We start from the raw sequence: 15,219 nt of genomic DNA on the forward strand, positions 1-15,219 counted from the left end.
AAATCAAACATTGAAGCGGAACTCGATGACGTCTCCGTCTTGGACTTCATACTCCTTGCCCTCGGAGCGAAGCTTCCCGGCCTCTTTCGCTTTGGCTTCGGAACCGGACGCCACCAAATCTTGGTAGCTGACGACCGCCGCCGCGATGAAGCCGCGTTCAAAGTCCGTGTGGATGACGCCGGCCGCCGCGGGCGCTTTGTCGCCCGCCCGGATGGTCCAGGCACGGGTCTCCTTCGGGCCCGTTGTGAGGTAAGTGCGCAAACCCAAAAGATTGTAGACCGCTTGGATCAAGTCTCCCACTCCACTGCCAGAGACCCCCATGTCCGCCAAGAACTCTTGCGCCTCCTCGGCTTCCAACTCCATCAGCTCCTCCTCAATGCGCGCTGAAATCACGACCGCCTCCGCCTCCTGCGCGCTTTGGACATACTCTCGGACCTTGGCCACCCAAGGGTGCTGGTCGGGAGCTGCCAGCGCTCCCGCGATTTCCTCTTCAGCCACATTGCAGGCGAAGAGGGTGGGCTTGGCGGAAAGCAGTTGAAAGCTCTTGAGGAGCTTCCATTCCTCCTGGCTCAGCTCGGCTGTGACCGCTGGTTTTCCCTCGTTCAAGTGAGGAAGCACTTTTTCCATCAAGGCCACTTCGGCCAGGGCATCCTTGCCTCCTCCCTTGGCTTTCTTCTTTCGACTGGAGAGGCGTTTTTCCAAGGCCGCGATGTCGGCCAGGATCAGCTCCGCGTTGATGATTTCGATATCCCGAACAGGGTCGACCGAGCCCAATTCATGAATGATATCGCCATTTTCAAAGCAGCGGACCACCTGCACAATCGCGTCCACCTCGCGAATGTTGGCCAAAAATTGATTGCCCAGTCCCGCTCCCTCGCTGGCGCCTCGGACCAAACCGGCGATGTCCACGAACTCGATGGCGGTCGGCAGCACTTTTTCGCTCTGGCTCATTCGGCCCAGCCAGTCGAGACGCGCATCCGGCACCAGGACCGTCCCGACATTGGGATCGATGGTGCAGAAAGGGTAGTTGGCGGCCTCGGCGTTGTGGGTGCGCGTGACCGCGTTGAAAAGAGTCGATTTCCCAACATTCGGAAGCCCCACGATCCCTGCCTGCAACATAATGGCGGCGACCCTAGCGCACTTCGTGAGCGTGTCCCAAAAAAATCCTCGCCAGGCCCTCGCTTGCCTCCCAAGAGTGCTCTATGGCCTCGATGTCCGATCTGGCTGCCGCCGCCGACCAAGAGCTCCGCCTGAGCGAGATCCAAGATTATCCCCACGCCCTCAATGGACTGCAGCTGGAGAATCGGGGGGAGGTCCACAAAATCGCGGCCGCCGTGGACGCTTCCCTCCCCGTCATCAAAAAAGCCGTGGCCTGCCAAGCGAATCTTCTCGTGGTGCACCACGGACTTTTCTGGCAGGGCTTGCAGCCGCACACTGGGGCCAGCTTGGAAAAACTGCGTCTAGCGATCGATCATGATCTCGCCATCTACAGCGCCCACTTGCCTCTGGACGTGCATCCAACCCTCGGCAACAACGCCCAGCTCTGGCAGGCCCTCGGACTTTCGAAAGCACAGCCTTTTTTTCCTTGGAAAGGCCTTCCCCTGGGCTTGCGGGGTTCGACCGAACTCGCGTTGAGCGATCTCCTCGAAAGGCTCACGGAGGTCACCGGCGCCCGCCCTCATCTCGCCCCAGGAGGACCCTCTCAGGTTCGCGAGCTGGGCCTCATGACCGGCGGTGCCGGGAGCGAAGTCGGGGCGGTGGCCGAGCAAGGCGTGGACACCTTTGTGACCGGGGAAGGCCCCCACTGGAGCCACCCCTTGGCCGAGGAGCTGGGGGTCAATCTCATTTATGCTGGCCACTACGCCACCGAGACCTTTGGAGTGAAAGCGCTCGCCCAGTGGTGGAGTGAGCACTTTTCGCTGGAATGGACCTTCTTAGATCACCCCACTGGGCTGTGAAGGGCAGGCTCTTGTCTCGCTCCTTCTATGAGCGTCCGGTTCTGGAGGTTGCCGAAGACTTGCTGGGGAAGCTCCTCGTTCACGGAACGACGGTTGGCCGAGTGGTCGAGACAGAAGCCTACGCGGTGGAAGGCGATCCCGCTTGCCACACGGCTCACCAGAAAAAAGCCCGCCAGTTCGTAGCGCGCCACCCGGCTGGCACCAGCTATGTCTACCTCAATTATGGAGTCCATTGGCTTTTCAATCTCTTCACCAAGTATCCAAGCGGCGATGGCTTGGTGCTCGTGCGGGCCTTGGAGCCGGTCGCAGGCGTGCAACTCATGCAAGAGCGCCGCAACAAGCTTCGCTTGCGGGATCTCTGCTCGGGACCGGGCAAGATCGGCCAGGCACTCGCCATCGGTCCGGACCAACACGAACAAACTCTCTGGGGCCGAGGCCAGGCCCTCCATCTGAGAGACGATGGCAGGTCGCTCGGCCCGGTGGCGCGGGATCTTCGCATCGGCATCTCGAAGGCGGTCGATTTCCCTTGGCGTTTCCTCTTACCAGAAAGCGAACACCTGAGCGTCCCGCTCACGGGAAAAGTTTCTTGATACCAAGCTCTCAGGAGGAGGGCCCTCGTATCAATCGAGGTAGCAAGAAGTAGTTGCAGAAAGTTCCTTTTTCGCTACCGTCCTAACCGCTCGGAGAGCGCTTCTTTGGCCCATGGTGTAATCGGTAACACAGCTGATTTTGGTTCAGTCATTCTAGGTTCGAGTCCTAGTGGGCCAGCCATCTCTCCCAAGAAAAAGCCGCTTTCTCCGCCCTCCCCCCGCTCTCCCCGTTTCGCCCAAACCGATTTTTGGCTCTACCAAGGAGACTCTCCGCAGCGCGAATTCGGCTTGACCGAATCGGATTTCGATTGGTATGCTGCAAAGCTAGCAGAAGTCGAAACGTCAAAATCATTTGATTGCGCGGCCTCGCTTTCTTTCTTAATCCCCACACCTCCTTGCCTCCGCCGGCACCATGCCACCGCGGAGAGCCGTCCAACCCCCTCCCCCCCAATCCCCTCCCCCAAAACGACCCCATGGAATTCGCTCCCGCCCCCGACCAGCTCAAGGCCGCCGAAGACCGCAAGGCCACCATCGCGGCGATTTTCACGACCCTCCTTTTCATGGGCGCGATCGCGGCCGTCCTCATGCTCTGGGTCATTGCGACTTTTGAGAAGAAGATTCCTACCATCTCCGTGGTGGGCGCACCCAGCATCAGCGACACCCCGGAGGACCAGCCGCAGCAAAAAACCAGACAACAGGCCTCCACACCGGCTACCACCACCACCAGCTTCACGCTGACCACGCCCAGTCCCACCAGTTTTACGGTGGCGACTTCTCCGGTCCCCATCAACAACCCCACCATGGACTTCGGGGCTCCACCTTCTTTCGGAAACGGCTTTGCCCCGGCTTCCAGTGGCGGAGTGGGACCGACCTTTTTCGGGACTCAGTCGAAGGGGAACAATATCGCCTACGTCGTCGATTTTTCGAAGTCGATGAATCAAAAAGGCCGAGTCGATCTCATGCGGGACGAACTCACCAAGTCGCTCCGCAAGCTGGAGGAAAACAAAAATTTTATCCTGATTTGTTTCGCTGGCCCCTATTGGCCGGCTGGAGCTGATCTCCCCGACAGTGAAAAGGGCTTGAACGGAAAAGCGGCCGTCACTTTCAATGGCGAAAAGTATCCTTACAGCAACGGGGAATACACCAAAAAGAAAGTGCCTTTCGAATGGAGCCAAGCCACCCGGGCCAACATTTCCAAAACCACTTCTTATGTCCGCAGTGCCGACATGGTTCTCGGAACCGATTGGGTGAAACCACTCAAAGCGGCCATCGAAATGGACCCGCGACCCGACACCATTTTCTTCATGACCGATGGAGCTGTCCGCAAGTCCAGCAGTGACGAGGCCATTGAGCTGGCCCGCTACGCCTCCCGCCGCGGCATCACCGTCAATGCCACCGCCCTCATCGAACCAGGCGCTGAGGACGGTCTGCTGGCCCTCGCTAAGGCCGGAAAGGGCATGTTCAGTATCGTGGAAAAAAACGGGCGAGCGAAGGTTGTCTACCGACACGGCGAGTGATCCTTCTCTCTTCTTGGGCAGTCATTTCGAAGTTGGCCTAAAAATCGGTTCAAAACACTTCAGTTGGGTTTATCTCCTCTGACATGTTTCGACTGAAGCCCCATTGGCAGATCCTCCTCGCCCTGGGAGCAGGGTTGCTCCTTGCGCTCCTCCTGCGAGCGGTGGCACCCGAGCCCGTCGAAGGCAGCTTCGCCTCCGGCTTGCTGGCGACCTTGGCCTTCGTTGGTGGCCTGTTCATCCAGGCCCTCAAGATGATCATCGTGCCCTTGGTGGTGACTTCGGTTGTGGCCGGCATTGCGGGGCTTCATGGGGTCGAGGGCTTTGGTCGCCTGGGACTCAAAACCTTCGGATTCTACGCGCTCAGCAGCCTGTTGGCCATTCTCGTAGGGCTGACTCTCGTCAATCTCTTCGAGCCCGGCTTGGAAAATGGGCAGCCTTCCGCCACCATCCAACGAGCCTTCGAAAAAGGAGCCGCCGAAGCCTCCGCCTCCCAGCAGGCCAAGGTGGCGGCCGCGAACGAGCGGGAGGCGACCGACTACTTCGATATCTTCAAAAAGATGTTCCCTCCGAACATTTTTGAAGCCGCCACCGACAATGGCCAGCTCTTGGGATTGATCGTTTTCTCCCTGCTTTTCGCCATCGCCATGACCCGCCTGCCTTTGGAAAAAATGGCCACCCTGCGGGACTTCTTCGTGGCGGGCAATGAGGTCATGATCGTGGTGACCCGTTGGATCATGGCCTTGGCTCCCCTCGGCGTCTTCGCGCTCATCGTTCCCGTCATTCACGACACCGGGGCCGAGCTTTTCGTTTCACTCGGAAAGTACTTCTTCACCGTGCTGCTGGCCCTCGGCTTCCATTTGGGGATCACCATGCCACTGATCCTAAGGTTCGTGGCGCGGGTCAATCCTTGGAGGCATTTCCAAGCCATGCGAGAAGCGCTCCTGCTGGCTTTCTCGACCGCCTCCTCCTCCGCCACCTTGCCCGTCACGATGCGCTGCATCCAAGAGAACGCAGGGGTTTCCCGGAGGACTTCGAGCTTCACCCTGCCTCTCGGAGCGACTGTCAATATGGATGGAACCGCCCTCTATGAATGCGTGGCCGTCATCTTCGTGGCGCAGGTCATGGGCGTGGCCACTGGCTTCGGTGAACAATTCATCATTGTGGTGGCCGCTCTTCTCACCAGTATCGGCGTGGCCGGCATTCCTTCGGCCAGCTTGGTCGCCATCCTTCTCATCCTCAAAAACTCCCAAGTGCCCGGGGCCGAGAACGCCGTCATCGCTCTTCTGGCGGTCGACCGGCTGCTGGATATGTCGCGAACCGCCGTCAATGTCTTCGGCGATTCCTGCTGCGCCGTAACAGTGGCAAAATCCGAAGGAGAGGACGTGCTGAGTCAGGCCCCCGCCCCTTCCTTATGAGGCTTGGCGTCCCGCTTCGGCTTCGCGAATGCGAGAAAAGTCCCCTTCTTCGCAGGCCCGCACAAAGCCCTCGCCATACGACTTGAGCAGCTCCCAGACTTGGCGGATGCGGGTCGCCTCTTTTTCATCAATGTCGTTGTCGGCCGCGGCCGCCGAAATCTCATTCAGCAAATCCGCGAATTGCTGCACGATTTCATTGGTAGCCGGCATGACCGCCTCTTCCCCGCAGGAAAGGGCTGCCGGGTTGTGGACAAAGTAGCCACCCGCCCGTTGGCAGAGCCATTGCAAGACTGCCAAGCTCTGGGTGGTCTCGATGATTCCGGCGATCCGATCGAGCGGATTGCGGCTGCCGCTGCCCGCTCCTTCCGAAGAAGGCTCTTCACTCCACTTGTAAACAAGCGAGAGAGACACCCCCAAATCCGCGGCAATTGCCTTGGCGCTGGAGTGCTTGAGGAGTTCGCGAAAAACTTCGTGGGATTCCATGACAGCGGCAAGAATGGCCCACTTGGGAGACAACGCCAAGCCCCGATTGCCCCCTCCCGCCCCTCCCAAGAAAAGACTTTCTTCCCTTGGCCATAATCTCTATTGTTTCTGCAACGGCTATGCCTTATCACGCCTCCGTTTTCACGCATGAGCTTCCGCAGTGCCCGCGCTGTTTGCAATCTCTGCGCGACTTGCACGAGACTTGTCGCTTCTGCGACTTCACCTTCGAGCAAAGCCAAACCCGTTTCCCTTTTGAGCCCCCCGCGCTCGAGCGCTTCATCGATCCCGAAAGCCAGCTGGTGCCCAAAGTGCGCGCCGCCTTGAACCGTCGGGTCGAAGGCTTGGAGCGCACTTTTTCGGGACTGGCTTTTTGTCACGCACTCGTCTCGCTCCCGCAAGAAGCGGACCCGAGGGAATTTGGCTTTTGGCTCATCAATAGTGCGCCGCTCCCAAGCGACAAAGAAGCGAAAGAAAAAGAGAAACGCCAGCGGACCGTCCTTCTGGTCTATGATCGCCGAGGACGACGCGCCTCCCTCACCGTCGGCTACCAACTCGATCCCATCCTGACCGACGCCAAGCTCCGCGCCCTCCTCGAACAGGCTAACAAAAGCCCGGCCCACTCGGCGGGCGACTTCCTGAAGCAGTATTTTCTCTCCCTCACCACCACCCTGCAAGACTCCCTCTTCGATGCGCAGGAGCGCTCTCGACTGGTTTACAAAGAGCCTGCTTGAACCCATGCCCCGATTGCTGCGAATTTCCCTCCTCTGGCTACTGGCCTGGCTTCCCCTGCTCCAGGCGCAAGAGGCTTCCAGCCCCTCTTCCCCCTTTCCGAAGAGAGAGAATCGTCAGGTGGCCGACTTGGCGGAGATTCTATCCGCCACCCAGCTCAGCCAGCTCGAAAGGGATTTGGCGTCCTTCCAAGAAAGCGACGGAATCGACGTCTTCCTCCTCACCCTCCCGGGTTCGAAGGATGACTATCCGGAGGACTCAGTCGGCCAACTGGCTCACTCCTGGGGCGGGCGATCCGCTCTCGGTGCCATGGTCCTCAGCTTTTCGGCCGAGCCTCAAACGCCCCTGGTGGTTCCTCTCGGCACGCAGCTCAAGCAAATTCGCTCCCAAAACCCGCAGCAACTGGTCGACTTGGCCCTCCAACGCGCCGCCAGCGCTGGGGCACCTGCCGCCGTGCTCGACCGCCTCTGCCGGGAGATGGCCGAAGAACTCCGCATCCTCGCCCAACGCAACAACTATCGTGCGAGCGAGGTCCAGCGAAAAATCGAAGCAGCCGACGGCCTCGCTCCGAGCGCTCCCCTTGGCACTCCCTCGGAAACTTGGCAGTCGTGGCTCCCGGCCGCCATCGGTCTCGCAGCCGGCGGCCTCGTCATTCTAGCCATTGTGCTCAAGCTCGCCCTCTTCACCAATCGCCTGCGACAGAACTTTCCCAATGTCAAGCCTCGCACCCGCTTGGGAGCGCCCTACTCTGGGGGAAACAACGCCGCCATTCGCTTGAAATTATGAAACTGCCTCGCCTTGGTCTTCTTTCCCTTCTTTGTCTTCTAACGCTCCCCTCCTGCGATGGCCCCCAACCCATCGCCCCTCCAGAAAGCGAGACCCCGCCCCCGACTCCGGCTCCTCCGGCCCAGCCTCTTTTGCCCACCGAAACTGGAACCACCTGGACCTACCAAGTCACCACCCGACTGCCCCTTCTTCCCGAGCCAGAGGGCGAGCTACCGGAAGGACAGCTCAACCCGCAAGACCTCAAAGCCGTCAAAACCATGGCGGTCGAAGGCATCAGCCTCATTGGAGAGGAGAAAACGCCCGCGCTCAGCATTTCCACGCGGAATGAAGAAACACGCTTGCGAAATGATTTTTGGAACCTCTCTCCCGAGGGGCTCCACTACCTCGGGAGCAAATTCTTTCTCCCGACTGGGGAAGCCCGCTATGTGGCCGTCGATCCCGCCATTCCCTATCTGAAAACAGAAATGGAGCCAGGAATGAGCTGGGAGGTCACTAGCGAAGTCGGTGGGGCCCAAACGATGCGCACCTTTGACGTCATCGCCCAAGAAGAAGTGGAGGTGCCAGCCGGGACCTTCGAAGCCACTCAGATTCGCGTAGTGGAAACCCGCGCTCTCAACCAGGACGAACCTTCGGGCAGTCAAGATTCTGTCCGACGCTTCTTCTGGTTTGTGCCGGGGAAGGGCTTCGTCCGCTCCGAGCTGGAGGTCTATCAACGTGGCAACCTCGTCAAGGTGGAGACCGAGGAACTGCTCTCGCTGGAGAGCGTCTCAGCCGCAGAATAGTCCCACGCTACAGGATTCAGCGGTAAAACAGCCGGCTACCTCTCGGCTCTCACCAACGCGAGACGAAAACGTGGGGCCAGCTTCACGAGGTCTCTTGGGGGACAGACGGGGCCCGAAATCTACCTTTTTTTCTCGAAATTGCGAATTTAATCAGAAAAGCTAGAAAATTGTTGACCGATTTATATGAATTGCTATAATCGAGAGGCAAATCTAAAAGAAACTACAAAATTGATTTGATGAACCGCACCCTGCTCTCCGCGACCGCCATCCTGCTGACCTTCAGTTCAGCGCAGGCTTTCAACCCGCAATTCTCTCTCATTTTCAACGGAGAGGATGTCATCACCGACCCCGACGAACCAGCTCTGACTGCCGACAATGACGTGGTCGCAGAAGGTTCTTACAATGACCTCGCCCCTCTGGTGGTGGACGTCTTTGGCTACGGCACCGTCACTTTCACCAGCAAAACGGGTGACATCACCACCATTGGCGAAGACGACAGCTACGGCGGCTACGGTGTCATTTTTGATCCCGGTGAAACCGTCACTCTCTCTTTCAACTCCCCTGACCCATCCCTCTCCACCATCTTCAGCGTGACGGCCGCTTGGCAGGTTCCCAGCAGTGGCGTCTCCGCCCCGCAATTTGAAGAAGTGGCTCTCAACACGGTCGAAGCGGGCGTTCTCGATCTTTCCGGTTTCGGGCTGGCCAGCGGCGGTGCCACCCTCACTGCCGTGCACTTCAATGCCGTTCCCGAACCCGGCGTCACAGCGCTCTTGGGTTTGAGCGGTATGGCCCTCATCTTCCGCAGGCGTCGTATCGCCTGAGGCAAAAATTTGCTCCCAAGCGACTCCCACGAGGGGCGCGGGTCTTTCCCGCGCCTCTTTTTTTGTATCCAGCTTGCCCTCATTGATTAGAAATACTATAATTTCTGCATGGTTTACTCATCTGCGGAAGTTTTGCCCCATGCCTGCCCCCATTGTGGAGCTCCGGTGGCATCGGGAAGCGCTGCCTGTCCCACCTGTGGGGTCAATGATGCGGCCATTCGGGGGCAGTTCCTGGGCCGCCCTCCGGAGCTGTCCCCCTTAATCGATGAAGTGGGGCTCGCACCCAGCTTGCGCGTCAATCGGGATCGCATCGAAACCACTGTCAATCAGATCCAAAGGACCTACCCGCAAATCCGCCCCTTCGTCTGCCTCGCCCAGTTGCCTCAGGAGGTCAGCCTCCAGGAATATGGTTTCTGGCTCTTCAATCACAGCGAGGATCCCTACGCCGTCTCGGCCGATAGCCGTTACTTTGGCCTCTTGTTGGTCCTCGACCCGGACCGAGGCGAGGCCGCTTTCACGGCTGGCTTCGCGCTCGAGCATTATCTCTCCGACAATGAGCTGATCGACATCTTGGAATCCGCGGTCGGCTACTGGGAACAAGGCCAGTGGGAAAACGGCATCGACGCTTGTTTCACCAGCGTCCTGCTCTCGCTCTCGCGTGGTTACCAATCGCTCACTGCCCGCTCATGAACGTGCGTCTTTTCCTCCTGCTCCCCCTCGCTTTCTCCACCTGGGTCTCACCGCTATCGGCCCAAATCGATGCCGACCAATCCGTCTTGGACCGGCTCCTGGAGCAGCCGCGGATGAACCGGCATCTGATCGACGCCACCTCCACGCTCAGCCAAAAACAAGCGGAGGAACTCGCCGACCTCTTTGCCTCCCACTACCGAGACCAGGGCATGGATCTCCTGCTCATCACCATGGAAATGCTGCCTTACGACTGGCAGGACAAGACTTTTGAGCTGGCAGATGAGTGGAAACTCTCCCAATCCCAGCTCTTTGCCATCATCGTGATTTCGACCGGCGACTACGAGCAAATGCAGTTTCAGGTGGGCGGCACCGGGACCCAACACCTCGAGATCACCAACCTGAATGACGCCGTCTACCGAGCCGCCATTCCCACCCGCCACCTCCCGCGGTCGGACCAACGGGCGGTGGCTGTGAGCGAGAATTTGATTCGAGAATACACAGACATCATCGCACAGATCACCACTCGGGAAGAGCAAGCTGCCCTCTCCGTCCAAGTCGAAGCCAAGGAACTCCCCCAGCAAGACTCCGCGCTCAACCTCGAACTCATCCAATGGGCCGCGGCCCCGGTTCTTCTGCTGCTGGTAGGGAGTGCTTTCTGGCGAGCCTCCCGTAGAAAAGCCAGCGGCAAGCACTTCCCGGTGCCACGATTCGCTCCCCGCTTGAACGCCCCCTGGTCCGGAGGGAGCCACGCCGCCATTCGCTTCTCTCCCCGACGCTAAAAGACCTGCCGTCCCGAGAACGACAGGTCTTTCTGAAAGGAGAGGGTGGAGTAGCGGACCCGGCCAAATCAATCGCTCGAGACCGCCGTCGATCCCTTCTCGCCGGTTCGGATTCGGATCGCTTCCTCCACGTCGGTCACGAAGATTTTTCCGTCCCCGATTTTGCCACTCTTGGCGCTCTTGAGGATCGCGTCACAGACCGACTCTTTCTCGGTGTCATCCACCACAATCTCGATCTTGACCTTGGGGAGGAAGTCCACGGTGTATTCACTGCCCCGGTAAATCTCGGTATGGCCTTTTTGACGGCCAAAGCCTTTTACCTCCGTGATGGTCATCCCTTGGATGCCAGCCTCGGCCAAGGCCTCTTTCACTTCTTCCATTTTAAAGGGCTTGATGATCGCTTCGATTTTCTTCATGGTGGATTGGGGAACAGGATTAAGGTTTTTCGCTTCCCGCTTAGCCAGGGAGTCTTCTACAAGTTCCTGACGAGAACAAGGACAAACCGAATGAACCTGTGGGAAAAGACATCCTGAGTCCTGCTTCCAAAAAAACTCGCGGCTGGCGCGCGTGGCAAGGGGCTCTTTTGGGCCTGGTTCTGGTCTTCCTGCTGGGTGGCGTCTGGTTCTTTTTCAATCTGCCGACCCTCATCCGAAGCGCCATTCGCGAGCAAATCGGGAAGCATCCCCTCGTGCAGGAGAGCGATTTCGAGGTCGAACACATCGGTTTCTCCCAGGCCATTTTTGGCAGCATCCGAGCGAGAGGGCCCGCTTGGGGGATCGAGGCGGAGCGCCTCACGGTCAACTATCGGCTACCCGAACTCCTCTTCGAGCGGGAGCTCGGCCAGGTGGTGCTGGAGCAAGCCGTGGTGGTGCTCAACCCCGAGCCCTTTCTGAGGCCCCTGCCCCCCCGCGCTGCCACCCGCTCGGCCCCGACCGCCCCTCCCTCTCGCGTTCTCTCCCAAGAATCGCTCCAGCTCCCCGTCTCGGAATTTGAGGTCGCCGATTCCCAACTGATCCTGGCGAACGCCGTCCTGCAAAAGCCACTCGCTTTTCGCGCGAGCCTCCGAAAAATGGCCGACAAGAGATTGGCCAGCGAAGTCCAGATCGCCAGCCAGGAAGGCCACTGGAATCTCCAGGTCCTTCCGCAGAAAGGAGGCCTGCAAGAAATCCAACTCCGCAGCGAGTCCTTCGACCTCTTGGCCTTTCTCGGAGAGCTTCACTTCTTCCTCCCGGAGGGCTTTCTCCCCGACTTGAGCCCTTATGAGGCCTCCCCTCTCTCCCTGGAGGCCGTGGCTCGGCTTCGCGGCTCGCGAATCGAACAAATGCAAGTGGAAGCAGAAATCGACCAAGCCCGTCTGCGACCCTTCCCCGCCCTCCACTTGGCCCTTGGCCAGCTCCAACTACGCGCCTCCCTGGGAGAAAATCAGTCGCCCCAGATCGCCCTTCGAGCCCAAGCTCTGCCCGAATGTCTTTTCGCCTCGACGAGCGGCCAAACAGTGGTGCAGGCCAAGCCGCTCCAATCGGTTCCCTTTGAGGGCCTCGTGCAGCTCGGGCCGACTGGGCCCATGGGAAAGGGCGGCTTCGCGGAGGGTTCTTTTGGCCTTCGTTGGAACGACTTCGAGAAGACCATCGACCAAATGGCCTTGCAGTTGGCCTACCAAGAAGGGCGACTGCAACTGCTGAGCGAGCTCGAAATCGGCCCCTCTCGCCTCGCTTGGGAAGCTGCCACTCACCTCTCCCACCACTCAGAACACGGTCTCCGTCTCCAGGGCGCTTGGAAAACCCGCCATGGCCAACTCGAAGAGCTCGATCTGACCGGACTCTTGAAGCCGGGCACCGTCTGGCTGGGGGGACAGGTCGAGGCCGAAGGAAAGTTCGCCTTCAGGGACGAGCAAGCCGCAGCCAACCTCCGCCTGCAAGTGCGCGAAGGAACCTTCCACGATCCAGGCCTCTCCCTAAAGGCTGAGGGGATCGAAACAGCCCTCGAAATCAATGACCTCCGTGCCCTGACCACCCAGGAACCTTTCCCTCTCACGGTGGCTTCTCTCGACTCCCAAGGGGTTCAAGTCGCCAACTTGGAAACCCGCCTCCAGTTGCGACAGCAACGGAAGATCGCCTTTGAAGAAACCCGTTTTGAAGCGTTCGGAGGAAGCCTCGACTTGCCAGCCTTCGTCTATGCTCGCGAGGGCGATTCCGAGATGAACCTGCGCTTTCGCAGAATCGATCTCGCCAAGCTCATCCGCTCTTTTCCCCAATTCAAGGGCCAGCTCAGCGGTCGCGTCGATGGCCGCTTGCCCCTGCGTCTCAAGGCGGGCGCGATCGAGCCTCGCGGAGGTCGTCTCTACCTGACAGAAAATACCACCGCCTTCCTGAGTTTCGATGCTCGGGGACTGCTCACCCAAACGGCCGAGCCCGGCACGGCCCAATACCGGGCCTTGGCCCAGGCCGAGGAAGCCTTGCGACAGCTTCGGATTGGTTTGCTCCAGGGCGCCCTCCTGGATCCCGAGCGACCCGAACTCCTGGCTCAATTTCGAATCGAAGGAGAAGACTCCCAAAACCCGGGGCGCTCTCCCCTCCACCTCAATCTCAATCTTCTCCCGGTCGAAGGGGCGGATTCTTTGATGGAACTCTGGAAGCGGCGGGAGCAATTCAAACTTGGCTTCTGATTTTGCGGCGAATAGTCTTTTGGTAGCAGCCGTCTTCTTGGGAACTCATCATGAAAACTCATCAACCCACCTTTTTCCTCTTGGCCGCGCTTCTCTTGGGAGGCTGCATCAAAGTGCAGACTGAGCACCGTATCGAACCGATCGAAATCAATCTCAATGTCCGCGTGCAAGTGGATCGCGAGCTGGACAACTTTTTCTCTGATCTCGACAATCAAAATCCCACCATTCAATAAGACAATGAAGACGCTTTCCTTCTTGGCCCTCGCCCTCCTCTTGATCACTCCGGCCCTCGCCCAAGACATCGACGCCGTGAGAGACCGCATGGCCCAGCGCCAAGGCCAAATGGTCTCTCTCAAGAAGGCCGGCCTCATCGGGGAGAACAACCAGGGCTATCTCAGCGAACGGGGCGCTCTCAATGGCGCTCAACGCGCCGCTCTCCAAGCCGAAAACGCCGATCGGCGGGTGGTCTACAGCACCATCGCCAAACGAACCGGCGCCGACCCCAGCTTCGTCGGTCGGGAACGCGCTCAGGACATCCGCCAAAAGTCAGCCAGCGGAATTTGGCTTCAGAATGAAGCCGGGCAGTGGTTCAAGAAATAGCCGTTTCAGAACCGTCCAAGTCCTCCCGCCGTTTCGCCTGGCGATCAAAGGGCAAGAAGAGAAGCCAGGCCAAAAAAACCACCAGCGCCATCATCCAAAGAATATACCAAGGCCAGTCCCCCATCCATTCCAAAAGCGACCCCGCGGGCTTCTCACGGAGAAAGCCGTAGTTGACTTGGCGACCGCCTACTTGGTTCACGAAGACAGCCATCGCCCCATAGACGTGCGTCCAAAGAATGACTCGTCGGCGGGCTCCCGGCCGTGGACGCCACTTCAGCGTGAGCGGGAGATACAGGCCAGCCAGCACCACGGAGCCGTGCAGAAGAAAAAAGGTGAAGTAGATGGGATGGGGAAAATCGTGGTAGAGGGACGGGGTCAGCAGCCCCTGGAGGGTCCCCGCTAGGGCCCAGAAATAGGTCAGCTCGGCGAAGAGCGGCTTGCCGGTCAGCAGGGCGATGCCCCCCGCAATGGCCGCCCAGTCGCACAAATGCATCGGGAGGGCATTGGCCCAAGTCAGGTAAGGACTGGCCCCGTTGAGACTCCAACGAACCGCCAGGGCCAGCGGGTAGCAAACGAGCAGGACCAACCCGAGCCCTTTTCGCTGTCGGCAAGCTCGGTCACAATCCGGGTCCTCTTTTCCGGCGGCATGCAGCCAGAGGAAGACACCCGCCACCAGCACAAGCACGACCCAGTGGGAGAAGGAGAAAAACTGGAAGCGCTCAGCGGTAGCGAGAAAATTCATGCACGGAGTCAGCCTTTCGGCTCGCCAAAGAAAGGTGACTCAGGCATAACTCATCTCAAGCAGAATCCTAAATCGTGCCTCGACCTCGGAAAAATGACTCCTTGAAGCGAGCGAGCCGCCAGGGCGGCTCTCGACCCCTCCCCCCACGGCCAGAAGAAGAACTCTTTCAGATCGTGCAGCGCGAGACGGCCCCCCTCCTGCTCATCCTCGATTGCTTGACTGACCCTCGGAATTTCGGGGCCTGCCTGCGTTCGGCCGACGCCGCTGGAGCCCACGCAGTCATCGCGCCCAAGGACAAATCGGCTCCTCTCAACGAGATTGCCCAACACACCGCCAGCGGCGCGGCCGACTCCCTCCCGGTCTTTTATGTCACCAACCTGGCCCGCACCCTGGAAAAGCTCAAAGGGCACGGCGTTTGGTTCTACGGGATGGCCGAAGGGGCTCCCCAGTCCCTTTACGACTGCGACCTCCGGGGACCTGTCGCCTTGGTCATGGGTTCTGAGGGCGAAGGCTTGCGCCGCCTGACCCGGGAGGCCTGCGATTTTCTGCTTCGCATTCCCATGAGGGGCTCGGTCGACTGCCTGAACGTCTCGGTAGCAGCGGGGGTCTGCCTCTTCGAGACCGCCCGCCAACGTCTCTCCTCCGCTTAACCCGCTCCTCGC

Annotated in this window: 17 protein-coding genes, 1 tRNA gene and 1 pseudogene; 15 read left to right on the forward strand and 4 right to left on the reverse strand. The window is 59.4% G+C overall.

What is annotated here, in order from left to right:
* Positions 1–3: 3 nt before the first annotated feature.
* Positions 4–1,119, reverse strand: coding sequence for a redox-regulated ATPase YchF (gene ychF, locus AAF555_01055; GenBank protein MEM6910147.1), 1,116 nt, complete (start codon positions 1,117–1,119; stop codon positions 4–6).
* Positions 1,120–1,211: 92 nt separating this feature from the next.
* On the opposite strand from ychF, the gene AAF555_01060 reads away from it, so the two are divergent.
* The 5 genes from AAF555_01060 (at position 1,212) to AAF555_01080 (ending at position 5,480) form a co-directional block, all read left to right on the forward strand.
* Entirely contained in the window at positions 1,212–1,958 is a 747-nt protein-coding gene (locus AAF555_01060; protein ID MEM6910148.1) for a Nif3-like dinuclear metal center hexameric protein, read from the forward strand.
* An 11-nt stretch (positions 1,959–1,969) separates the two neighbouring features.
* A complete protein-coding gene (locus tag AAF555_01065; protein MEM6910149.1) occupies positions 1,970–2,548 on the forward strand; it encodes a DNA-3-methyladenine glycosylase in 579 nt (192 codons plus the stop codon).
* A gap of 106 nt (positions 2,549–2,654) precedes the next feature.
* Positions 2,655–2,729: transfer RNA gene (locus AAF555_01070), tRNA-Gln, on the forward strand.
* A 292-nt stretch (positions 2,730–3,021) separates the two neighbouring features.
* Complete coding sequence (locus AAF555_01075; GenBank protein MEM6910150.1) at positions 3,022–4,065, forward strand: hypothetical protein; 1,044 nt, start codon at positions 3,022–3,024, stop codon at positions 4,063–4,065.
* An 83-nt stretch (positions 4,066–4,148) separates the two neighbouring features.
* Positions 4,149–5,480, forward strand: coding sequence for a dicarboxylate/amino acid:cation symporter (locus AAF555_01080; GenBank protein MEM6910151.1), 1,332 nt, complete (start codon positions 4,149–4,151; stop codon positions 5,478–5,480).
* Here AAF555_01080 and AAF555_01085 read toward each other — a convergent pair.
* Positions 5,475–5,963, reverse strand: a complete 489-nt coding sequence (locus tag AAF555_01085; GenBank protein ID MEM6910152.1) for a hypothetical protein — start codon at positions 5,961–5,963, stop codon at positions 5,475–5,477. The two genes, AAF555_01080 and AAF555_01085, sit on opposite strands and share 6 nt — an antisense overlap.
* Before the next feature lie 119 nt (positions 5,964–6,082).
* Between AAF555_01085 and AAF555_01090 the strand changes: the two genes are divergently transcribed.
* The 6 genes from AAF555_01090 (at position 6,083) to AAF555_01115 (ending at position 10,550) form a co-directional block, all read left to right on the forward strand.
* On the forward strand, positions 6,083–6,694 hold the full coding sequence (locus AAF555_01090; protein MEM6910153.1) for a hypothetical protein: 612 nt from the start codon (positions 6,083–6,085) through the stop codon (positions 6,692–6,694).
* A gap of 4 nt (positions 6,695–6,698) precedes the next feature.
* Positions 6,699–7,478 carry a TPM domain-containing protein gene (locus AAF555_01095; GenBank protein MEM6910154.1) on the forward strand — a complete coding sequence of 260 codons (780 nt, stop codon included), beginning with the start codon at positions 6,699–6,701 and terminating at the stop codon, positions 7,476–7,478.
* Positions 7,475–8,260, forward strand: a complete 786-nt coding sequence (locus tag AAF555_01100; GenBank protein MEM6910155.1) for a hypothetical protein — start codon at positions 7,475–7,477, stop codon at positions 8,258–8,260. Before AAF555_01095 ends, AAF555_01100 begins: the two co-directional genes overlap by 4 nt.
* A gap of 236 nt (positions 8,261–8,496) precedes the next feature.
* On the forward strand, positions 8,497–9,081 hold the full coding sequence (locus AAF555_01105) for a PEP-CTERM sorting domain-containing protein (protein MEM6910156.1): 585 nt from the start codon (positions 8,497–8,499) through the stop codon (positions 9,079–9,081).
* A 165-nt stretch (positions 9,082–9,246) separates the two neighbouring features.
* Positions 9,247–9,771, forward strand: a complete 525-nt coding sequence (locus AAF555_01110; GenBank protein MEM6910157.1) for a TPM domain-containing protein — start codon at positions 9,247–9,249, stop codon at positions 9,769–9,771.
* Positions 9,768–10,550 carry a hypothetical protein gene (locus tag AAF555_01115; GenBank protein MEM6910158.1) on the forward strand — a complete coding sequence of 261 codons (783 nt, stop codon included), beginning with the start codon at positions 9,768–9,770 and terminating at the stop codon, positions 10,548–10,550. Before AAF555_01110 ends, AAF555_01115 begins: the two co-directional genes overlap by 4 nt.
* A gap of 68 nt (positions 10,551–10,618) precedes the next feature.
* Here the strand turns inward: AAF555_01115 and AAF555_01120 are convergent, their stop codons facing one another.
* Positions 10,619–10,966, reverse strand: a complete 348-nt coding sequence (locus AAF555_01120) for a P-II family nitrogen regulator (GenBank protein MEM6910159.1) — start codon at positions 10,964–10,966, stop codon at positions 10,619–10,621.
* 98 nt (positions 10,967–11,064) lie between these two features.
* Here AAF555_01120 and AAF555_01125 point away from each other — a divergent pair, with 98 nt between their 5' ends.
* Genes AAF555_01125 through AAF555_01135 form a run of 3 tightly spaced genes read left to right on the forward strand, consistent with a single transcriptional unit; the run spans position 11,065 to position 13,815 of the window.
* Entirely contained in the window at positions 11,065–13,215 is a 2,151-nt protein-coding gene (locus AAF555_01125; GenBank protein ID MEM6910160.1) for a YdbH domain-containing protein, read from the forward strand.
* 50 nt (positions 13,216–13,265) lie between these two features.
* Positions 13,266–13,448: a YnbE family lipoprotein gene (locus AAF555_01130; GenBank protein ID MEM6910161.1), complete on the forward strand. Its 183-nt coding sequence runs from the start codon at positions 13,266–13,268 to the stop codon at positions 13,446–13,448.
* Positions 13,449–13,452: 4 nt separating this feature from the next.
* Positions 13,453–13,815, forward strand: coding sequence for a DUF1318 domain-containing protein (locus tag AAF555_01135; protein ID MEM6910162.1), 363 nt, complete (start codon positions 13,453–13,455; stop codon positions 13,813–13,815).
* Here AAF555_01135 and AAF555_01140 read toward each other — a convergent pair.
* Complete coding sequence (locus AAF555_01140) at positions 13,805–14,557, reverse strand: TIGR02206 family membrane protein (protein MEM6910163.1); 753 nt, start codon at positions 14,555–14,557, stop codon at positions 13,805–13,807. The genes AAF555_01135 and AAF555_01140 overlap by 11 nt on opposite strands.
* A 152-nt stretch (positions 14,558–14,709) precedes the next feature.
* Here AAF555_01140 and rlmB point away from each other — a divergent pair.
* Positions 14,710–15,207, forward strand: a pseudogene (gene rlmB / locus AAF555_01145) (23S rRNA (guanosine(2251)-2'-O)-methyltransferase RlmB).
* Positions 15,208–15,219 lie beyond the last annotated feature (12 nt).

It is taken from the genome of Verrucomicrobiota bacterium (assembly GCA_039027815.1).
In the GTDB taxonomy this organism is placed as follows: Bacteria; Verrucomicrobiota; Verrucomicrobiia; order Verrucomicrobiales; family JBCCJK01; genus JBCCJK01.